Annotated in this window: 18 protein-coding genes; 14 read left to right on the top strand and 4 right to left on the bottom strand. The window is 44.0% G+C overall.

Annotated features, from left to right (window positions below; genetic code table 11):
• Positions 1-209: 209 nt before the first annotated feature.
• Positions 210-1,592: a sigma-54-dependent transcriptional regulator gene (locus tag A8O23_RS09395; protein ID WP_066620070.1), complete on the top strand. Its 1,383-nt coding sequence runs from the start codon at positions 210-212 to the stop codon at positions 1,590-1,592.
• Positions 1,576-2,880 carry a sensor histidine kinase gene (locus A8O23_RS09390; RefSeq protein WP_066620068.1) on the top strand — a complete coding sequence of 435 codons (1,305 nt, stop codon included), beginning with the start codon at positions 1,576-1,578 and terminating at the stop codon, positions 2,878-2,880. The genes A8O23_RS09395 and A8O23_RS09390 overlap by 17 nt, the downstream gene beginning before the upstream one ends.
• Before the next feature lie 479 nt (positions 2,881-3,359).
• Here the strand turns inward: A8O23_RS09390 and A8O23_RS09385 are convergent, their stop codons facing one another.
• Positions 3,360-4,898, bottom strand: a complete 1,539-nt coding sequence (locus tag A8O23_RS09385; RefSeq protein WP_082882973.1) for a tetratricopeptide repeat protein — start codon at positions 4,896-4,898, stop codon at positions 3,360-3,362.
• A 344-nt stretch (positions 4,899-5,242) separates the two neighbouring features.
• Positions 5,243-6,151: a DUF72 domain-containing protein gene (locus tag A8O23_RS09380; protein WP_066620065.1), complete on the bottom strand. Its 909-nt coding sequence runs from the start codon at positions 6,149-6,151 to the stop codon at positions 5,243-5,245.
• 412 nt (positions 6,152-6,563) lie between these two features.
• Here A8O23_RS09380 and A8O23_RS09375 point away from each other — a divergent pair, with 412 nt between their 5' ends.
• Complete coding sequence (locus A8O23_RS09375; RefSeq protein WP_066620062.1) at positions 6,564-7,364, top strand: septal ring lytic transglycosylase RlpA family protein; 801 nt, start codon at positions 6,564-6,566, stop codon at positions 7,362-7,364.
• A gap of 236 nt (positions 7,365-7,600) precedes the next feature.
• Positions 7,601-8,506 carry a toxin-antitoxin system YwqK family antitoxin gene (locus A8O23_RS09370; RefSeq protein WP_066620060.1) on the top strand — a complete coding sequence of 302 codons (906 nt, stop codon included), beginning with the start codon at positions 7,601-7,603 and terminating at the stop codon, positions 8,504-8,506.
• 233 nt (positions 8,507-8,739) lie between these two features.
• Here A8O23_RS09370 and A8O23_RS09365 read toward each other — a convergent pair whose 3' ends face one another.
• Positions 8,740-9,093, bottom strand: coding sequence for a YraN family protein (locus A8O23_RS09365; RefSeq protein WP_066620058.1), 354 nt, complete (start codon positions 9,091-9,093; stop codon positions 8,740-8,742).
• Between the two features lie 141 nt (positions 9,094-9,234).
• Between A8O23_RS09365 and lipB the strand changes: the two genes are divergently transcribed.
• The 10 genes from lipB to porN all read left to right on the top strand — a co-directional run bounded on the left by lipB (position 9,235) and on the right by porN (position 19,381).
• Positions 9,235-9,969, top strand: coding sequence for a lipoyl(octanoyl) transferase LipB (lipB, locus tag A8O23_RS09360; protein WP_066620055.1), 735 nt, complete (start codon positions 9,235-9,237; stop codon positions 9,967-9,969).
• Positions 9,953-10,357 (top strand): hypothetical protein, encoded by a 405-nt coding sequence (locus A8O23_RS09355; RefSeq protein ID WP_066620052.1) that lies wholly within the window; start codon positions 9,953-9,955, stop codon positions 10,355-10,357. The genes lipB and A8O23_RS09355 overlap by 17 nt, the downstream gene beginning before the upstream one ends.
• A gap of 74 nt (positions 10,358-10,431) precedes the next feature.
• Positions 10,432-11,466 carry an MraY family glycosyltransferase gene (locus tag A8O23_RS09350; RefSeq protein ID WP_066620050.1) on the top strand — a complete coding sequence of 345 codons (1,035 nt, stop codon included), beginning with the start codon at positions 10,432-10,434 and terminating at the stop codon, positions 11,464-11,466.
• A gap of 3 nt (positions 11,467-11,469) precedes the next feature.
• A complete protein-coding gene (locus A8O23_RS09345) occupies positions 11,470-12,597 on the top strand; it encodes a DUF4271 domain-containing protein (protein WP_066620048.1) in 1,128 nt (375 codons plus the stop codon).
• Positions 12,598-12,659: 62 nt separating this feature from the next.
• Positions 12,660-13,451: a uroporphyrinogen-III synthase gene (locus A8O23_RS09340; RefSeq protein WP_066620046.1), complete on the top strand. Its 792-nt coding sequence runs from the start codon at positions 12,660-12,662 to the stop codon at positions 13,449-13,451.
• Positions 13,452-13,592: 141 nt separating this feature from the next.
• A complete protein-coding gene (locus A8O23_RS09335; RefSeq protein WP_239693374.1) occupies positions 13,593-14,561 on the top strand; it encodes a PorP/SprF family type IX secretion system membrane protein in 969 nt (322 codons plus the stop codon).
• Positions 14,562-14,761: 200 nt separating this feature from the next.
• The gene (gene porK / locus A8O23_RS09330) at positions 14,762-15,793 is read left to right on the top strand and encodes a T9SS ring complex lipoprotein PorK/GldK (protein ID WP_066620443.1); all 1,032 of its coding nucleotides are present in this window, start codon (positions 14,762-14,764) and stop codon (positions 15,791-15,793) included.
• 75 nt (positions 15,794-15,868) lie between these two features.
• Positions 15,869-16,660, top strand: coding sequence for a type IX secretion system motor protein PorL/GldL (gene porL, locus A8O23_RS09325; protein WP_066620044.1), 792 nt, complete (start codon positions 15,869-15,871; stop codon positions 16,658-16,660).
• Positions 16,661-16,719: 59 nt separating this feature from the next.
• On the top strand, positions 16,720-18,318 hold the full coding sequence (gene porM, locus A8O23_RS09320; RefSeq protein WP_066620041.1) for a type IX secretion system motor protein PorM/GldM: 1,599 nt from the start codon (positions 16,720-16,722) through the stop codon (positions 18,316-18,318).
• A 19-nt stretch (positions 18,319-18,337) separates the two neighbouring features.
• Complete coding sequence (porN, locus tag A8O23_RS09315; protein WP_239693373.1) at positions 18,338-19,381, top strand: type IX secretion system ring subunit PorN/GldN; 1,044 nt, start codon at positions 18,338-18,340, stop codon at positions 19,379-19,381.
• 256 nt (positions 19,382-19,637) lie between these two features.
• On the opposite strand, the gene uvrC is transcribed toward porN, so the two are convergent.
• Entirely contained in the window at positions 19,638-21,443 is a 1,806-nt protein-coding gene (gene uvrC / locus A8O23_RS09310) for an excinuclease ABC subunit UvrC (protein WP_066620038.1), read from the bottom strand.
• Positions 21,444-21,449 lie beyond the last annotated feature (6 nt).

Here is a 21,449-nt window from a genome sequence, read left to right as displayed (position 1 = left end):
TTTCAGAAATGAGCCCGAGAACGGATTAATCCCTTGAAGCCACTTGGAGCGAGCCGCAAATGCGCCAGAACTCGCCCAGACCTGGCAGTGTCTTTAAGACCTGCCAGTGTCTTCGGTTTTGATCAACAAAAACTGCCACTCCCGTTTTTCGCCTGTTTTTCCAAAATCAACCCAAAATCGCTACCTTCACTTACTCGCTCCAAGAACCCATGATCCTGATTATTGACGATGACGTAGCCGTACGTGCTTCCTTAAGTTTGTTGCTGAAACAAGCCGGATATGCTACGGCCCAAGCTGCCGGGCCAGAGGAGGCGCTACAATTTGCTCACAGGCAAATGCCTCAGTTGGTGTTAATGGACATGAACTTCTCCATGGAAACCACCGGTGAGGATGGGCTGCGTTTGTTAGATCAAATCAAGCACCTGTACCCAGCGGTACCAGTTATTCTGATAACAGGTTGGGGTTCTATCAACCTGGCAGTGGAAGGCCTCAAAGGTGGTGCCGCCGATTTTATTACCAAACCCTGGAGCAACGAGGCGCTGTTGCAATCTGTTAAAACCGCACTGGAACTAGCCAAACCCTCTGCCGAAATCTCCACCGGTAAACTCACCCGCAAAGCACTGGACGACCAATTTGACTTCTCCATGATTGTGGGCGAAGATCCGGGGCTGTTGCAGGTGCTGCGCAACATTGGCCAGATAAGTGCCACTGACGCTTCTGTTTTGATTGAAGGAGACAGCGGCACTGGTAAAGAGCTCATTGCCGAGGCCCTGCACAAGAACAGCCACCGCCGCAAGGCACCTTTTGTAAAAGTGAACCTGGGCGGCATCTCCGCTAGCTTGTTTGAAAGCGAGATGTTCGGACACCGCCGAGGTGCCTTCACCGATGCCAAAACCGACCGCTTGGGCCGCTTTGAAATGGCCAACAAGGGCACCATCTTTTTAGATGAGATTGGCGAGCTGGATATGGCCAGCCAAGTAAAGCTGTTGCGCGTGCTACAAGACCGCACCTATGAGGTGCTCGGCGACAGCCGCTCCCGAAACCTGGATATACGGGTAGTTTGCGCCACTAACCGCAACCTGCAAGAAATGGTGTCTGAAGGCAAGTTCCGGGAAGACCTTTATTATAGAATTAACCTGATCACGGTAAAACTGCCGGCCCTGCGCGAGCGCAACCAGGATATTCCGCTGTTGGTGCAGCACTTTGTAAACAACCTGCGCAAAACCTACCACAAGCAAGAACTGCAGGTGGGCAACAAGGCGTTGAAATGGCTGAGCGAGCTCCCGTTGCCCGGCAATATCAGAGAACTGAAGAACCTGGTGGAACGCACGGTACTGGTGTCTGGCAAGAGTCTGTTGGAAGTAGAAGATTTTCAGAGCCAGTTGCAGGGCGGCAGCCGCAGAATAGAAGAGAAACAGTTGCCCAGTGTAGGCACGATGACCTTAGAGGAAATGGAAGCCAATATGATCAGGAAATCCATGGCCTATTACCAGAACAATGTCAGCAAAGTGGCCAAAGCCTTGGGGGTAAGCCGGGGAGCCTTGTACCGGCGGCTAGAGAAGTTCAACATTCCATATGAGGCTGCGGAGTAAGTTTATTGTAGCGGCTGTACTGTTGCACCTGGCCTTGGTGACGCTGGCCTGGCAGTTGCTGGACTACAACAAAGCACTGTTTGTAGCCGCTGAAATCCTGATTATCGCCAGCATTGTCTTCACTGCCAAACTGTACACCTCCTTCGTGCGGCCTCTTAACCTTATTGCCGCCGGAATAGAGTCTATCAAAGACCGTGACTTTTCCATCAAATTTATAGAAACCGGCCAGAAAGAGGTAGACCAGCTTATACAAGTGTACAACCAGATGATGGACGAGCTGCGGCAGGAGCGCGTGGTGCAAACCGAAAAACATTTCTTACTGGAACGCCTTATTGAAGCCTCGCCTTCTGGCATTATTCTGTTAGACACTCATGACCGGGTAGCGGGCCTAAACCCGGCGGCGGCCCTTTTATTGCAGACTTCAGGAAAAGAGGTAGTAGGGAAACCGTTACCGGAACTGCCCGGGCATTGGGGAGATTCGTTAGGCAAGCTCCCTAAAGACGAGCAACGCGTGATCAGACCCAACGGCATACAGACGTACCGCTGCCGTAAAATCCGGTTTCTTGACCGCGGCTACCACCGGTACTTTATTCTGGTAGAGGAACTGACGGCAGAGCTCCTGGAGAAAGAGCGGAATGCCTATGAAAAGCTGATTAGAATGATGTCGCATGAGATCAACAACTCCATTGGGGCGGTAAATTCTATTCTTCACTCCTTTTCTTATTTCTCGCCTCAGCTAGACCCAGCTACCCGCCCAGATTTTGACGAGGCGCTGCAGGTGTGCATTACCCGTAACCAAAACCTGGCGGGTTTTATGGCCAACTTCGCCAATGTGGTGCGTATTCCGCCGCCGGTAAAGAGACCGGTGCCGTTGCATGAGCTTCTGCAAAGCATTCACCGGCTCATGACGCCCAGCTTTGAACGGGCGCAGGTCGCCTGGCAATGGGATTTAGATGCCGATTCACCCACGGTAGAAGTAGATGTGCAGCAACTAGAGCAAGTACTGATCAACGTGCTGAAAAATGCGGTAGAGGCTGTAGACGCTGGTGGTTGGGTGAAGGTAAGAACTGTAGCCAACCCGCCGCAGTTGCTCATCCAGGACAATGGCAAAGGCATTGCGCCTGAGGTGCAGGAAAAGCTATTTTCTCCCTTCTTCAGTACCAAAGCCAACGGCCAGGGCATAGGCTTAACCATGGTGCGCGAAATTTTGTTGCAGCACGGGTTTAAATTCTCTTTGCAAACAGGTGCTGATAGGGTGACTACATTTGCAATAAACTTCACCCCTTAGCCTCTCTCCCGTGCGAGGGGGAACACCGCTTATGTGCTTTAGGCCTGTTTTGCGAAAATCAGGCTCAAAACACATTGCAGGAGTCCCTTCTCCCTGAGGGAGAAGGATAGGATGAGGGGGAAAACGTTTCGAATGGCAGAAGTGGTTGTTCAGGAAAAGAAAATGGATTTGGGTAAATCAAAAGCTGTTTCTCTGTAGCCACCGTTGGCCCCTCACCCTAGCCCTTCTCCCTCAGGGAGAAGGGACTCCTGCAATTCTTTTTGGGCCTGCTTTTCTAAAATTAGCCTGAAAACGCCTACTCAAAGGACCTTGCAGTGTTTCCAAGAGCTGCGTGTGTCGGCATCTGCCGCAAATTATAACTGAATCAAAAAAAACACCTCACAGGTTTCATAACCTGTGAGGTCTAAAAGCGCTTCTGATTTAGGGCCCATTTTCTGGAAAACAAGCCTAAAACGCCTTCTACTTCAGAAGCGTACTTGTTAAGACTTAGAAAATTTATCGGCGTAGCCGCTGGCTTCAAAGAAAGCTTTAGCGTCTTGAAATTCTAAAATGTCCTTCACCGCCTGCTTTTTGTCTGTGGCTTTGTTGTAGTACGCTTCACAGATTTTGTAGCCCATGTAATAGCCTAAGTCGGCTGGCCAGTCAGGTCGCTCCTGATTGCCGTTGGCAATCCAGTTTTTGGATCGGTTCAGGTACATTTCGGCTTTAAATTTCTCCCAAATTTCTTCTTCGCGCGGGTTGGCAAAATCATGTAGACGTTTGTTGATGTTGGTGCCGGAAATAAGTTCGCCAATGAAGTCAGCCATTCCTTCGGTTAAAGATCCTGCTAACAGCGTGGTGTCTGACTTGTTTGTCTGAATGAAGTGAATAAGCTCATGAGCAATTAGGGGCGGCACATTTTTTATGTAGTTGAAATTGTTTCGCTCCCACAGGTTTAGCTCATGCATGGGTACGTCTTCTGAGCGGGAGAACTGGTCAATGCCAATTAGAAGCCCGTTGTCTGAGGCGGTGCCGGCCGAGTTGTAACGCCCCACTACAAAATAAACGTTTGGAAACGTTGACGCTGGGTACAGTTCCTTCATCTTATGAAAGCTCTTATAGATATCGGCTTTCATATTGTCTGCCTGCAGTGTGTTCTTTCTTATGGCTGGGAAGAAAGCAGTTTTGTTGTTCAGGTTATTCAGGAACAACTCGGTAGAGCCAATCTTAAATTCAAAATAGTCTTGTAACCCTACAGATGCTTTTTCAAAATATTCCTTCTCAAATATTTCCTGCTGGCGTGCTGGTTCTCTGGCGGCTAAATCATAGGCTTTCCAAAAATTATGTACGTCTGCGGTGACCAATTGAACCTTGTCAGGATCGCCTAGTTGGGCATGTTTTTTTTCTAGCTGTTGCTCTAGTTTAAGATACTTTTTGTCTTGCTTGAGAATCTCCAGATCAGAATCTCGTTTCATGTTAGACAGGTTCTTGTAACCGGCGGCCACTGATTTTTCTAAATAGTTAAGGGCTTGCTCCTTTTGGCCCATAAGAGCGTAGTTGCAGGCAATGTTGTAGTACGTGTTGCGTACGTGTGAACCCTTAGGGGAAGCCGCCAAGGACTGTTGGTAAAGTTTAATGGACTCATTGTAGTTTTTCTGGTGGTATAGTTCGCTGGCTTTTTTGTTTAGTTCAGTGTGGGCAGGCGGCGTAAAGTAAGAGATAACTAAACTGGTGGTGTCTTTGCCGTTGGTTACCCAAAAGCGCTCCCGTTGGTTGTTTTGGTATATGACGGCAAGGCTGTCTGTGCCCGTGTTCACGTGTATGGGGTTAGGCCGACTTTTAGGCCCGATTCTCACTAGCTTTTCCTTGCCCGCTTCACTTACTTTAAAAGTTAGGCTGAAGTTGTTTTCTTTCATGAAAACCTGCACGGTGTCTTGCGGAGCGCGTAATAATGGAGCTTTGGCTTGTGCTGATACTAAGAAAGGACTGAACATGCCTAATGCAAGGCAACTGGTCTGAAGTAATTGTTTTAAAGTCATAGCAGTAGCTGTTTTCTAGTGCTATAGATGCTCATCTGTAGGCAATGGTTGCTTAGGGCAGCACACTGTTTGGTAAAATCGGCGGAACTTACAGAAGATAAGGAGCTTTGTTTTAGCTATACATGTGTATTGTGCGATGCGTCTGTTTTAGGCTTTTTATTAAAAAAACAAGCCTAAAACCCAGCTGGAAGAAAGGAGGGCTGTAAAGCTTGTTCTTTAAGTATAATCAGGGTTAGGAGGGTAGTTCAATAGGTAGGGCAACAGGGTTATTTTTCTTTTCTAGTTCTAACTGTTATAATCAATGATGTTGCTAGAGAAGCAGCAGATATATTAAAAAAATCATACTAGAAAAGTTGCCCTTGCACATATTGCTGTACCTTCTGTGGGCGCTGTAAGTGCAGGCCAGTTCTGCTTTCCAGTTGGTCTATGAGGTGTTCTATGGCAGGCGGAGCATGCATGATGTCTTTCTGGTGCATGAAGAAATACACAGTGTGTAAACCCTGTTCCAACCACTGGTGCAGCCGTTCAGCCCAAGCCTCAAGTCTTGAAAAATCCGAAGGAACCAACCCGTGCCCGTTGAACCTGATCATAGCCACTGATGAGGTCAGGCGCATGTGCAGCACATCTCTTCGGCCAGCCACGTCAGTCAGTACAGTGGCTATCTGTCTTTCAGTGAGCATCTGGAAAGCCTCGTCTACTATTTCAGAATCTTTAAACCAGTTCTCGTGTCTAAACTCCACTGCCAGCGGAACTTCTTTAGGGAAGTGCTGCAAATAATTTTCTAATACCGGCCAGTCATCGGGTCCGAAGAAAGGCGGCAACTGAAGAAAAACCATGCCTAACGTTTCTCCCAAGCCTAAAACAGCATCACAGAAAAGCTTGGTGGGTTCTCCTGCGTTTTGCAGTAACTGGTCGTGGCTAATGATTTGCGGTAATTTAGGGCAGAAAACAAAACCTGGCGGCACGGCCTGGCGCCAGCGGTTAATGGCTGAGGCGTCGGGTATGCGGTAGTGGGTGGTGTTCATTTCTAAGGTGTTAAACTGCCGCGAATACCAATATAGTAGTTGTGCGTCTTGTGCCCCGGCAGGGTAGTAAGTGCCAACCCAGGGCTTGTTCGTCCAGGTAGGGCAGCCCAAGTAGATGGATGGTTTGGTAGGTCGCTCTGAAAGGGCTAAAACATGAGCCGTTTGCTGGTGGTCTTGGGGTAGTCTGAAATCAACGTTGCTTATGTCTGGCAGGCGTCCAAAATCCATAGGAAAGGAGGTGTGGGTTTGGGTGTATGCAAACTATTTGTCTACGTAAAACGGTTATAAATAGATCTGTTTCACAAATTTTTTCAGAAAAAAAATATTTTTAAGAACAGGTATTCTATTTTTTTAAGAATCTAAATATCTATTTATATCAATATGAAAATGTAAAAACACGTCTATAGTAACTGTAAAGGCAGAATCTGACTTAAAGTTTTCCTTTAAGTTTGGCATACCACGGTTTATGAATTTAGTTATATTTTGAATTAAATATTTTGAACAAAAACATAGAATTATATAACTTTAAAGTGTTTTATGCTAGGTAGACGGAAGCGTGAAAACCTAGGAGTGGTTGCAATGAAAAAATATTTCCTAATTTTGCTGCCTTCGAATTGATGTTCCACCAACTAAACCAATAATGGGGAAACTGAAAATTTACTATGCAATTGCCGTTCTTTTCATTATTTCATTCAGCTTTGCGCCAACTGCCTCAGGGCAAGAAGTAGGCGATGAGCAAGCCGGAGTAGCCTCTTGGTACGGGGCTAAATACCACGGCCGCCGCACCGCTAGCGGTGAAGTATACAATCGCTTTAAGCACACCGCCGCCCACAATGGCCTGCCAATGGGCACTAAGGTAAAGGTTACCAACATGGCAACGGGTAAAAGTATTATTGTTAAGGTTAATGATACTGGCCCATTCAGAGCCCCGCGGGTCATTGATTTATCAGAGGCCGCTTTTAAAACTATTGCCTCCCGTAAATCAGGTTTAATTAATGTACAGGTAGAAGTAGTGGAATTGCCTGCCGAGTTCCTAGCCCAGCGCGCCGCTGAAAAAGCGAAAGCTGAGGAAGAAGCAAATGCCATAGCCGCTACGGCCGCCACCAACACTGAGGCGCTTTCTGCTGCTGTAGCAGCAACTCCTTCTACGGCAACCGCTGGTGTATTGGCGCAACAAAAGTATTTTGTTGTTCAGGCGGGTGCCTTCAGTACTCAAGGCAATGCTGAGCTGCAAGTAGAAAAACTGCGCAGAATATATCAGAAGATGCCTATTGCCCGCCAAGAAGACATCGTGAACGGGAAAACAGTGCACCGCATCATAGCTGGACGTTTCGCTAACCGTGCTGAAGCCGAGAAAGCAAAAAAAGAACTGGAAAGCAAAGGCTTTGGAGGTCTGGTGAAAGAAATAGCTGAGGCTGCCTCTCTCGCTAGTGCCCTATAAGTTTTTCGAAATTATCTTTAACAGCCAAGCCTGCCACTGCAGGCTTGGCTGTTCTGTTTTAGGGTTGTTTTTGAAAAAACGGCTAAAAAACGCGGCTCTCTGAATTTAATCTGTGTTTTTTTGTTGTAAAATCTAAGGTCTAACAGTGAGGCAGGTATTTGCCGTATACAGTTTTAGTATACCAGATAACAGGTATCTTGCGTTATTGGCAGTAAAACTTTGAAAATATTAGTTCCATGGCATTTGTGAGAACGTGGGTAAGCGTGCTGGTCATCGGCGTATTGGTTTTAGGGGGAGCTTCTCCGAAGGCCCAGGCGCAGATTATTGGCAAGGAGAAAAAGAACTGGCTTCTCTTCTGGAAAAAGTCGGAGCCTTTGGTGGTGGTATATCCTACAGATTCGGCGCTCATGGCAGACTCTTTAGCGAAGCCCTCGCTGGTGGTATCTGCTGACAGCGTAGATGAAAAAGACGATAAGAAAAAGAAGAAGGGCAAGAAGAACGTCTATTTTGGATATAGAACAAAAAAAGCCTTCACCCGGCAGGGCAAAGGCAAAAACCAGATAATAGAGACTTTCCATTACTTGCGCGAGTTCAAGCAGCCAAACGAGTATGTGCTGGAAAAACATTATTATGACATTAAAAGAAAAAGGATCTTTAAAACCCGCAATGAACTAGATCCCTCTAAAACTAAATTATTGGTGTTGCATGGGCCTTACACCAAAACAAGAGGCGATGTGGTGATTGAGCAGGGGTATTTTTATGTGGGCGCCAAACACCTGCGGTGGGAAACGTTCCGTACAGATAGTATTCTTACCGACAAACAACATTATAACAAGGGGTTCTTGCGTGATGCTCTGGTTACATACTATGATGCCGCTAAAACCAAGGTAAAGGAAGTTATTCCGTACCAGTACGGGGAAGTGCAGGGCGAGTATCTTAAGTTTTATGAGAATGGTCAGATAGAGTGGCAGGGTAAGTATGACAAGGGCCGTAAAGTTGGCATTTGGATAAACTACTTTGACTTTAGAGGGCGTCGGCAATTTGAGATACAGTACCCAGAGTCTGCCTTTGACGAACCGTTTGAGCCAGTGCTCGTGAAACAGTATGACCGCCATGGGCAAACTGTCTTTCAAAAGAAATAACCAGAAGTAGATAAACTAAGTACCCCTGTGGGTAACATATATGCCGTTTTCGGCCTCTTTTTTTAAAAAGAGGCCGAAAACGGCTTTTTATTATTCTACTGTTATGTCAGTTATAATTAGATGTAATTCAACAGTGAAAGAGTGTGTTAAATGAAGAAATATGCGGCTGTTGATTGTGTTTAAGCAAAAAGCAGTAAATGGTCTCTATCGCTAAGTATTGTTTATGAAATGAGTCAGTGGAATGCATCTTCAAAATGCCAGATCATTGGCCCTGACTTCTGCCATAGAATGGAAATAATGTCAAATCTGACGTCGTGCTGCCAGTTAGTTTCTTCAATATAATTATCAGCAGCCATCAATAAGAGTTCTTCTTTGGCTGGTGTTACTGCTTCTTCTGGGTATCCAAAATAATGGGTGCTCCTAGTTTTTACTTCTACAAGCACCAGTATTTTGTCTTTTACTGCTATAAGATCTACTTCAGCCCGCCTGTACCTATAGTTGCGGGACAAAACCTGATAGCCTTTTGCCCGTAGATACGCCTCTGCGGCGTCTTCGCCTTGTTGGCCTAAGCGGGTATTATGTGCCATTTTTGGTAGCTGATAGTTAATTGAGTAATTTGCATAACTTTTCTCTTATTGAGCATTTTATACGCAAAGCTCCGTAAGCGGTGAAGAAGCAATGCTTTGGCAGGTTCATGTGCTAAGCGGCCGCTCCAGACTTTTACACCTGTGGTACATAACAAAAACATACTTCTTAAACGCTTTGGTTTGGTAGATTACCAACAGGCTTGGGATTATCAGGAACAACTACTGAAAGAGGTGTTGGCTGTGAAATCTCAGAACCGACAGCTACCAGAGGAGGAACAGTTGCCAACCCCCAATTATTTGCTGTTTTGCCAGCACCCGCACGTATATACTTTGGGTAAAAGTGGCCATGAAGAGCATTTGCTTTTAGATGAAGAAGGCCTTCAGAAAAAAGAAGCTTCTTTTTATAAAATCAACCGTGGGGGTGACATCACGTACCATGGTCCTGGACAGCTGGTTGCTTATCCTATTCTGGACCTCGAGAACTTTTTTACAGATATACACAAGTACCTTCGTTTCTTAGAAGAGGCCGTTATTCTTACCCTAGCTGATTACGGTATAGCCGCTGGTCGTATTGATGGGCTTACCGGAGTCTGGATAGATTTTGAGGAGCAAAAGAATCCTAGGAAAATATGTGCCATGGGTGTGAAGTGCAGCCGCTGGGTAACCATGCACGGTTTAGCGCTGAACGTGAATACTGATTTAAGCTACTTCGGTAACATAGTGCCTTGTGGTATTACTGACAAAGCGGTGACTTCTTTAGAGCAGGAACTCGGTCAGAAAGTGCCGCTAGAAGAGGTAGAGGCAAAGTTATTAGTTCATTTTGAACGCTTGTTTGATGCCCAAATCTTGGTGAAGCAATATGAAGAAAGACATTGATTTTCATAAAGTAGAAGGTGTCTCCATAGCTATAGCCCGTGAAGTAAACGAGTTAGGGCAGGAAGAGTGGAATGTCTACTTTATCAATAACAATAATTTTTACCTTGAGAATGTGCTGATTGCCTCAAAAGGCTATGGCACCCATGAAGGGGAAGAGGTGAAGACTTCAGTCTTAAGGCATATGTATGAGACCGTTGAGCCGCGGAGCTTCAGACAGGTAGAACCTATTGATCCGGGGCTCTTTCATCTAACCAATGAGTACTGGGTGAGTTACTACATAGGCAAAGAAATTCATGACAAAAAGTTTTTGTTTGTTCCGGGAACTATAGTAGAGGAAAATTTAATTCAGATTACGCTTTTAGAGAAACAAGGGGTATTGCATTCATAAGGTATCAGGGGCAATAGGCCTCAGAAGTATCAAACCAGAGGCTTCTACTCTTTCACCACAATAGTGACCTAAACATGAAGTTTTTCACATATTTGCTCTCATTCAGCTGGTCATTTTTCATTGCCCTGTTTGCCATACCTTCTATTGTGTATGTGGCGCACTTGAAAAATATTCTTGACCAGCCCAACAAGCGAACGGTGCACGTGTCGCTAACTCCTCGTTTAGGGGGCTTGGGAGTGTTTGCTGGCTTCATGTCTGCGCTTACCATTTTTGGCGTGCTTGACAACGGGGTTCAGCAACTGTTGGCCGGCTGTATTATTCTTTTTTTCGGGGGGCTTAAAGACGACTTAGTGTCTATTTCAGCCTTTAAGAAGTTCTTTATGCAGGTGTTGGCTACAGGGGTAGTCATGTTTATTGCTGATATAAGAATTACCAGCTTCCAAGGCATTTTCGGAATTTATGAACTGCCGGAGGGGCTCAGCTATGGGTTTACCTTTTTTGCCATTGTAGGTATTACCAACGCAGTAAATTTAATAGATGGACTAGATGGTTTGGCCGGTACTATTGTGACTATTATTGTGGCCACGTTTGGCACCTTCTTTTATTTGTCGCACATGCCGGCGTATTCTAATTATGCAGGTGTGGCGGTTTGTTTAATTGGCGGATTGCTAGGCTTCTTGCGCTACAATTTTTACAAAGCGCGTATTTTTATGGGTGATACCGGCTCATTGCTCTGCGGCTTTGTAGTGTCGGTTATGGCCATTCAATTTATAGAAATGCGTTATGTGCCGTCCTCTCCTTCCGTGGCATTGGGCGTATTGTTTGTGCCTCTTTTTGATACCATCCGCGTTTCCTTTATCCGAATTATGAAAGGAGTTTCGCCTTTCTCTCCTGATAAGAACCATATTCACCACCGCATTCTGGCTATGGGGTTCAGCCAGGTTAGTACTGTGTTGCTTTTAGCCTTGCTGAATATACTGGTCATAGTTTTTGTTTTCAGCTTTGCTGACTGGGGTAATTTAAACCTGTTGCTTTGTCTGGTCGGGTTTTCTGTGGTGCTTAGTTTGGTGCTGGGGGAATATAAAGCTAAGCCAGCGGAGAATCCATAACATATGCGCTATTGGTTAGCCTTTTTCTTTCTTTGGTTAACAGTGGGGCAGCTTCAGGCTCAGCCTGGGCCTCAGAAACCTCTGCTAAGTACTGATTGGTTGGTGTACCAATCCTCAAAAAATCAACTGGTACCTTATTTGCCAGATTTCCATGATGAATACCAGGCGCTTTACCAGTGGGTGACCTATGATCGATTCACAAATCCTAAAATTGAACTGGCGGCACGGCAAAACCTTTGTTTGTATCTAGACAATAAATTAGTGTTCGTAGCTGATTCCACGGCTCGGTATACCATAGACTTATCCCGTTTTCTACAGCCCGACAAAAAGTATCTGCTCACGGTCTGGCACCCTCAACTGCAGCCAAATTATCTGTCATTCAAATCGGCTACAGAGCATGTGGAGGTTATAAATGCGGCGCAGAAAACTTTACTGCAAGTAAAGCCAAGACAGACCGATTCCCCCAGAAGTGCTTTGGTGCTGTTTATGCTGGTGGTGGGCTTGATGTATGGAAGCTTAAGGCTTACGTTTCCGTCTGACTTTGCCAGTATTTTCAGGTTAAACAATTTTACCAAGCTTTCTACGCTGGAAGAGGGGCTTTTGGCCAAACCAATAGGTAATTGGTCCAGCATTTTGTTTGTGCTGGCTTTTGCTTTGTCTTTTGCATTATTGATTGTGGCCGTGCACACCAACCTTGAAGAGCTTACTCTGCTGAATCAGCTCTTTGCTGCCACACAGGCCGACCTGATCTCCAAGATTCTGCTTTACTCGCTCATCATCTTTCTTTTTGTGGTGCTCAAGTTTCTATTGCTGCGGCTGATGGGTTTTATATTTGGAGTAGAGGAGGTTGTGCTAACTCAATATCGTGAGTTTTTGCGCACGCTTTTGGCAATGGGTGGTCTTCTTCCTATGGTTATGCTCCTATATCTAGCCTTTGAACAGTCTACCCCGGAAATGATTTATTGGGTAGCCAATGTTGCAATTACAGGCTTGCTGATTTTTACAGTAATTAGAACGTTCATCACGGTTAGTAATAAATATTCTCTCCAAAATCTACATTTATTTTCGTACCTTTGCGCCACAGAAGTGATTCCATTGATGATTCTGCTCAAGTTGATCGTTTTTGTGTAATTGGTTTTGACTCAAAGATTTATTAGTAATCTTAGATTGCATTTTTAAAAATACCTTCTAACATGGCTGACGGTAAAGAAGAGTTGGGTGCGGACAGACATTCAAAAAAGATTTCAAGTATTCTGGTCACGCAACCAAAGCCGGCAAACGATAATTCGCCATACTTAGGCATTGCTGAGAAATACGGAATCAAGGTTGATTTCAGGGCCTTTATTGAAATTGAGCCGGTGCCTTATAAAGAGTTCCGGAAAGAGAAGATTTCAATCCTGGATCATACGGCTGTTATTTTCACCAGCCGTAACGCCGTTGACCATTTTTTCAGAATCTGTTCCGAGGGCAAGATTGATGTTCCTGCTGAGATGAAGTACTTCTGTATTTCTGATCAAACTGCTTATTACCTTCAAAAGTACATTGTGTTGCGTAAGCGTAAGCTGTTTGTAGGTGGTAAAACAGCGTCAGATCTGTTTGATGTGCTCAAGAAGCATAAAGGAGAGAAATTCTTGTACCCATGCTCCAATATCAGGAAAGAAGATATTCCGGAATTCATGCGTGAGAACAATTTTGATTTCACGGAAGCCACCATGTATAAAACCGTGGCCTCAGACTTATCTGATCTGGCGGAAGTAAAATATGATTGCATTGCATTCTTTAGCCCTTCAGGTATTAACTCATTGTTTGTGAACTTCCCTGATTTCAAGCAGAATAGCACTAGAATTGCTGCCTTTGGGCCTACTACAGCCCAGGCGGTAAGAGATGCGGGGTTAGAGCTTGACATTGAGGCGCCAATGCCGAATGCTCCGTCTATGACGGGGGCCATTGAGGTTTATATACAACAACATTCTGGCAAAAAGTAAACTTAACGTTACTTTTATTTAATTTGTGCGTAGCAAGGGCTATGGCTAAAGAATTGTGGATACCTTTGGTGGTTTATCGACAATTTGCTAGCTTAAGCCCTTTGCTATTTTGATATAGTCTTGCATTCTTTATTGCACTCTATGATGCACAAATTTCGCCTGTCACTGTTTGTCTTCTTTTTTGCCGTGCCTTTGTTAGGTTTGGCGCAGCAGCTTCCTCAATTCAGCCATTACTCTTTTAACGGACAGTTCATTAGTCCAGGCTACGCAGGTATAACCGGCCAAACGGAGTTGAATGTATTGTACCGGTACCAGTGGCTTGGCTATGAAGGTTCATTTGATGCCGGAGGTGCTCCCAGAACAGCTTTATTTTCAGTTTCAGCTCCCTTGCCTGGCTTAAGAAGTGGTTTGGGGCTTGTGGTGATGAATGATGAAATTGGGGCGGTAGATGTCTTCTCAGCGCAACTCTCTTATGCGCATCATATCCCTATTGGTGCCGGTAGGCTTGGGATAGGGGTTCAGGGGATGCTTGTGAATATGAGTAAAGGTGGCTACAGGCCTAATGACATAGGCGATCCTCGTGTTCCTTTCAATAGCTCTGACCGTAAGTACGATTTGGGAGTTGGAGCATGGTACCAGCACGAAAGATGGTATTTAGGTGCAGGTGTAACAAATTTATTAGGAGCGACATACGAATTTGAAAACGAGGCACGTTCATCAGATCGTAGCATTGTGACCGGAGAAAAGCACCTGATGGTTTCAGCGGGTTATAATGCTGAACTTTCTTCAAATGTGGTCGTAACACCTACAACAATATTAAAACAAGATTTAAATGCAGGAGTGTCATCTGTGGAGGCAGGAGTAAGGGTAACTTTCAATGAAAAGTTCTGGGGTGGGGCCGGGTATAGATTTGGAGAGGCAATGACTGGTTTGTTAGGTGTTTACTTATTGAAGAACAATGCGTTAAGTTTTGGTTATGCTTTTGATTATACAGTGGTTAATGCTGCTGCCAAGAGTCCTACCTCTCACGAGGTTATGTTAGGCTACCGACTGCCTAGATCTAAAAATACTACAAAACCTCCAATCAGAACCCCAAGATATAACATGTAAATACCTAGAAGTAGGTATTGCGCAACATGTTGACCATGTAGTATTTATTCAGCCCTTAAAATAATAATTTGATAATCTCGTTAAAAAAATAAAGTTCGAGGAATAACAATAATTTTGTTTTTGAAATCAGTTGTATATCTTTGCTAACTTAAAATTAGTTACGCTTAGTGATGTCGCTTTTTCTTTACAAGTACAGTATTATGAATAAGTTTTTACAAGTTTCTGCCATTGCGTTGAGTGTCGCCTTTGTGACAGGTTGTGGTATGGGGAGAGGCTCTCAAGGTGATGTGATAGGGGCGCAGGATCGTCCTGAGTTCAATCCTCAGGAAGTGCCTTATGGAATGATCGCCTGTCCGGGCGGAACGTTTCATATGGGGCAGACAGATCAAGACATTGCTGCTAGTATGTCTAATATGAACAAGCAGGTAACTATTGGTGGGTTTTATATGGATGAAACTGAGATTACCAATAATGAATATCGTCAGTTCATGGAAGTGATGCTGACGGATTCTTTGGATATTCTTGGAGAACCATATGTGAGAGGTGTGCTTTACCCAGACACATCAGTTTGGACAAAGGACTTCACTTACCACATGGGTGATCCGCTGGTAGAGTATTACTATTCACACCCTGCTTTTGATGATTATCCGGTAGTGGGTGTTAGTTGGAATGCTGCAAAAGAATTTAACCGGTGGAGAACGAAGCATAAAAACGACTTCAATGCCTCAAATGACATGGCACCAGTGCCAGGCTTTAGGCTTCCTTCTGAGGCTGAGTGGGAATATGCAGCGCGGGGTGGTCGTGATTTAGCTACTTACCCTTGGGGTGGTCCTTACCTTCGTAATGCCAGTGGCTGTATGTTGGCTAACTTCAAGCCTGGACGTGGCGATTACTACAGTGATGGCTTTACCTATACTGCTCCTGTAGGACAATATTATCCAAACGATTTTGGTCTATATGATATGGCTGGTAATGTGGCTGAATGGTGTGAAGATGCATATTCTTCAGTTACAGTGCCTATCACCTGGGATTTGAACCCAACATACTATGATACTGCTGAAGTACGTAAAATTGTGAGAGGTGGATCTTGGAAAGATATAGCTTACTTTTTGGAAACAGGCGTGCGGAATTTTGAGCATAAAGATTCTGCTAGCTCTTATATCGGTTTCAGAAGTGCTATGATCTACATTGGCCGTTCTTCTGGTCGTGAATTTGGTTTTGGAAATTATTAATCTGCACTAATCTAAATTTCTTACTATCCCTTTTTTTAAAAACACACTCTTTACAATTTTAATCTGTCAAAAAAAATGAGCAAATCAAAAAAACACTGGCTATGGGATGGGTTGATGCCCAAAGTTTATGGTATTGGTGCTGCAGTAGTAATTTTAGGTGCTTTATTTAAAATTTTGCACATTGGGCCAGCGGATCAAATGTTGATGTTGGGACTTGGAACTGAAGCTGTGATTTTCTTCTTAAGTGCCTTCCAGCCTATTCCTCATGACCCAGAGTGGGAAAAAGTTTATCCACAGTTAAGAGATGATTATGATGGTCCTCTTCCAACTGTACCAGCTGCCTCAGGTCCTTCTTTAACTGGTGATTTAGATAAAATGCTGCGTGAGTCTAATGTAACTCCAGCAACTATCAGCTCATTAGGCCAAGGTTTGAACAGATTAAGTGAAACAACTGCTCAAATGGCAGATCTTACTGATGCAACCGTTGCCACAAAAGAATATACAACTCGTGTGAGAACTGCAGCAGGTTCATTAGATAAAATTAATGAAGCCTATGCTTCTACGGTTGATGCTATCTCTCATATGGCTAACGCTACCACTGATGCTCAAGCCTATCATCAGCAGGTGCAAAATATCACTAAGAACTTGGGTGCATTGAACGCTGTATATGAAATGGAGCTTCAAGATGCAAACAACCACCTGAAATCAATGAATAAGTTCTATGGTAGCTTGACTATGGCTATGGAGAATCTTACTGATGCCAGCCGTGATACAGAGCAATTCAAAGAGGAAGTAACCAATTTGACTAAGAATCTTCATTCATTGAACAATGTGTACGGCAATATGCTGAATGCAATGAGAGGCTAGTCTTCGCCAAACCTTTATACTAAACCATTTAATCGAATTAAAAGCTTTATTTAGGATATATGGCTGGAGGAAAAGAATCGCCACGGCAGAAGCTGATCGGGATGATGTATCTCGTGCTTACTGCAATGTTGGCTTTGAACGTTAGCTCTGCAATACTCTTGAAGTTTCAGTTTATCGATGACAGCTTAACAACTGTTAACGCTAAAACAAACCAGGATAACAGCGGAACATTAAGAGGAATAAAAGCTGCCGTAAGCGAGTCAGGTAATAGAGCTCAAGATACACGCGTAGTGCAAAATGCTGAGGCTGTGAGAAAAGAGACAGCTGAAATCACAGCATATATTCACGGTCTGCGTGCGGAACTGGAGAAATTAGCAGAAGGCAGAGATGCAACAACCGGAGCTTATAAAAACCCAGAAAACCAAACAGGAGTTGCTCAGCTAATGGTTGGTGAAGCTGGTAATAAAAAGGGTAAAGGTTATGAATTGCAGCAAAAGCTTAATGAGTATTCTAAGTTTTTGAATCAGTATAACACAAATGTGCCTGCAAAACTAGCTCAAGACGGAGATCAGGACCCTAGGGTGAAGAATAACAAAGAGCAGCGGAAAAAAGATTTTGCTCAGCTAAATTTCTCTGAGACTCCTATTGTTGCGGCTTTGGCAACTCTGGCTCAAATGGAATCAGAAGTGCTTAAATATGAGGCAGAGACCTTGTCACAGTTAGCTCAAAAAGTAGGTGCAGATATTATCAAGTTCGAAAATATCTTCGCCATGGCTAGTGCTGAGTCAAAAACGGTAGCTGCTGGTACAAAATACAAAGCAGAAATGTTCTTGGCAGCTTCTTCTGATGCAATCTCTCCGACCATGACAGTGAATGGTAGTACTGTTCCTGTAAAGAATGGAAGAGGTCAGATTGAATTTACTGCTTCAGCTGGTGATTATGATGCCGAAGGAAATGCTAAAAAAACCTGGAAGGGTACTGTGCGTTTCCGTCAGGCAAACGGTCAGGATACTACATTCAATGTAACACAAGAATATGTTGTGGCGAAGCCGGTAATGCAGATACAATCTGCTACTGTAAACTCATTATATTATGAGTGCGCGAACGAACTAAGTGTTCAAGTGCCAGCGTTAGGAGCTTTGTACGATCCTACTTTTAGTGCATCTGGTGCGGTTGTAAGTAAAGGGCCTAAGAAAGGGGATGTTTCAATTTACCCAACTGGACGTGTAGTAAAGCTAAATGTTAGTAGCAACGGGAACTTAATTGGAAGCCAAGAGTTTACAGTGAAGGCTGTACCTATGCCGCAAGTTGTAGCCTATGCAAATGGTCAACCAATTGATGTGAAAAGAGGTATGCCGGCTCCAGGACCACGTGTTCTAGAGATGCGTGCAATACCAGACAAAAGCTTTGCTGAAATGTTGCCTAAAGAAGCACAGTACAGAGTAACTGATTATACTGTATACTTAGTGCGTGGAACTAGACCAGTTTTAACCTTGGAAAGCAATCAGCCTACTATCAATTTGACAAGAATAGCTGAATTAGCACGTCCAGGAGACAGAATTGCGGTTGAAGTGAAAGAAGTAAGACGTAGAGATTCACGCGGTAATACAAAGCCAGTGGGTGCAAACGTTCAGGACTTGAACCTTCAGCTTAATTAATAGTAAAAATACGTAGTACATGAAGAAGTTAATTGTTTTAGGTTTAGCTGGTTTGATGGGGTTGCCATTGGTAACAGAGGCACAGAGACGCAATACCAACAACAGAAGAACTGCTACGCCCGCCAGAACGCAGCAAAATGTTTCCGCTGAACAAGAGAGGCAACGTCAGGCAGATTTAGAGCGTCAGCAGCAAGAGCAGCAGCAGAGTGCTGCGGCTCAGCAATTAAGAGAAACCTCTTTAGCTGCTAATCCATCTGCTAGGCCTATTGCTCCTTCAGACGTTATGTTCAAAAAGACCGTTTGGAGAGCAATTGATTTACGCGAAAAGCAGAATCAGCCAATGTTCTCAAATGGGAGACAGATTTCAAAGTTGATAGTTGAAGCTGTAAAAAGAGGAGAGCTGCAGGCATATACCAATGATTCTCTTGCCACACCTATTTCAATTGCAACTTTTTCTGAAAACCTGAGACAGTCTTCTAACATCATTGGGCCAGCTCAAGACTTTCCACCAGCAGCCGGTGGTAATAGGAAAACAAAAACTATTACAGAGAAAGATCCTTGGGATCCATCCAAAACGATAACCAGAACTGTATATGAAGATACAGGGGAAGAAGTACCAGGAACAGGTGCTGCTGCAGCTGTAGCAGCTGAAGCTTCTGAGCTTTTGCCAAATCAACTTTATCGGATGGAGCTAAAAGAAGATGTAGTTTTTGATAAGAAGAGATCTCGTCTTTATCATGATCCACAAGCTTTAACCTTGATGATGCCATCTAAATTCACAGGTTCATTAGGTATCGAAAAAACTATCGCTTCTTTCAAATTTAGCGATCTAGTGAAATTGTTCAGAGCACACCCTGAAGAAGCTATTTGGTTCAATTCCCAGAATAACGCTCAGCATAAGAATTTGGCAGATGCTTTTGATTTATGGTTATTCAGTTCATATATCACGAAGGTATCAAACCCAACTGGCGATCCATTAGGAAATGGCAAAAATGGTCTTTTAGCAGCCCAACAAGCTATGGAGGATTTAATAGAATGGGAGTATAGCCTTTGGAGCTATTAATCATTATCTTCTTCGTATAAATAAAAAAAGGTACCTCTTACGGTGCCTTTTTTTATTTATACGAAGAAGAACCGGCAGCTGGAATAGCCTAGAAAGTTAAATATTTTACAGGTATAAAAAAGAACAAAAGTAGTGGAAGAGAATACTATTTTAAATAGCTATACATAAACTACCTACCAAAAATACACGAGTCAATTGACTAGCGAAAGAGGAGTAACTAAAGGCTAGAATTAACCTAAACTTCACTTAAAAAGAGCTAGTCCTTCGGCTTGGAAAAGTAGTTGTACAGAAGTTTGGCTTTGCTCTTTCCTACCTCCACCTCAAGTTCTGGTTCAGAGAGTTCTGCTATCTTCTTAACTGACTTAAATTTTGTCAAAAGCTTTTCAGCAGTAGCTGGGCCCAAACCTTTGATCTTAGTGAGTTCTGTTTGCAGAGTGCCGGAGTCACGGAGAGAGCGGTGAAATGTAATGGCAAACCGGTGAGCTTCGTTACGGAGACGTTGAATTAGCTTAAGTGACTCTGACTTTTTATCGATATAAAGAGGCAGGGTGTCGCCAGGATAGAAAATTTCCTCTAAGCGTTTCGCAATACCTACAATTGCTATTTGCCCGTAAATACCTAAATCTTTAAGAGCCTTCACGGCCATGCCTAACTGACCTTTACCCCCATCAATAATGACTAATTGAGGCAAGGAAGCCCCTTCTTCGAGAAGCCTTTTGTACCGCCTGGTGACAACCTCATACATAGAGGCAAAATCATCTGGACCTACTACGGTTTTAATGTGAAAGTGACGGTAGTCCTTTTTAGAGGGCTTGGCATTTCGGAAGCAGACCATAGAGGCCACTGGATTATCGCCTTGGAAATTTGAGTTGTCAAAGCATTCAATGTGCTTAGGCAGTTCAGTGAGGCGTAGGTCACGCTTCATAGTTTCCAGAATGCGAACCTCATTGCTGTCTTTGGATTTGTCTTGCATGCTTTCTTTTTCCTTGCGCAGATACAGTGCATTTTTTAAAGAAAGGTTCAGCAACTTGCGTTTATCTCCTATTTGAGGAACAGCTACAGCAATCCCTTCCAGCGGAAGAGTCAAATCTTCAACATTTACTAGTATTTCTTTGGAAGTGCTTTCATACTCAGTCCTGAGCCTCATTATAATAGAGGCAAGAATTTCCTGATCACTTTCTTCCAGCTTTTTCTGAAGTTCAAGAGACTGGGTTGTGATGATAGAACCGTTCATTACCCGCAGATAGTTGATGAAGGCACACTTCTCATTGGAGGTAATGGTGAACACATCGATATTAGTGAGGGAATGGCTCACCACGGTTGACTTGGCCTGAAAATCATCGAGCAGGTCTAGTTTTTGCTTGAACTGATGCGCTAATTCATACTGCATTTCTGCCGCGGCGGCAGACATTTTCTCTTTGAAGTAATTCTTGGCAATGCTCAGGTTACCTGATAAAATGTTTTTAATCTGCTGTATGTGTGCGTTGTATTCTGTTTCGTCATAAAGGCCTTCACAGGGGCCCTTGCAATTGCCAATATGGTATTCAAGGCAAACTTTGAATTTACCAGCCTGCACATTGGCAGGGCTTAAATTATAACTGCAGGTACGTAATGGATAAAGGGTTCTGATCAGCTCCAGAATAACATACATGCTGGTCACGCTTGGGTAAGGCCCAAAGTACCGCGAGCCATCATTTATTTTATTACGTGTACTTAGTACGCGGGGAAACCGCTCATTGGTGATGCACAGGTACGGGTAAGATTTGCCGTCTTTGAGAAGGATATTATACTTAGGCTGATGCTGCTTAATCAGGTTGTTCTCGAGTAAATAGGCATCGGCCTCACTATCTACAATAGTAAACTCAATGCGTTTTATCTGAGAAATGAGCTTCAGAGTTTTTTTGTTATGCTGGGTAGAGCGGTTAAAATAACTGCTGACCCGTTTCCGGATATCAACCGCTTTGCCCACGTATATTATGCCCTTGTCATCATAAAACTTATAGATGCCGGGGCGGTGGGGCAAGTGTTTAATCTGATCCTTAGCACTTTCCTCTATCGCCATACCAAA

Source organism: Rufibacter roseus (assembly GCF_001647285.1).
In the GTDB taxonomy this organism is placed as follows: domain Bacteria; phylum Bacteroidota; class Bacteroidia; order Cytophagales; family Hymenobacteraceae; genus Nibribacter; species Nibribacter roseus.
The sequence above is the reverse complement of the archived record's forward strand: the minus strand, read 5'-3'. Positions and strand labels throughout refer to the sequence as shown.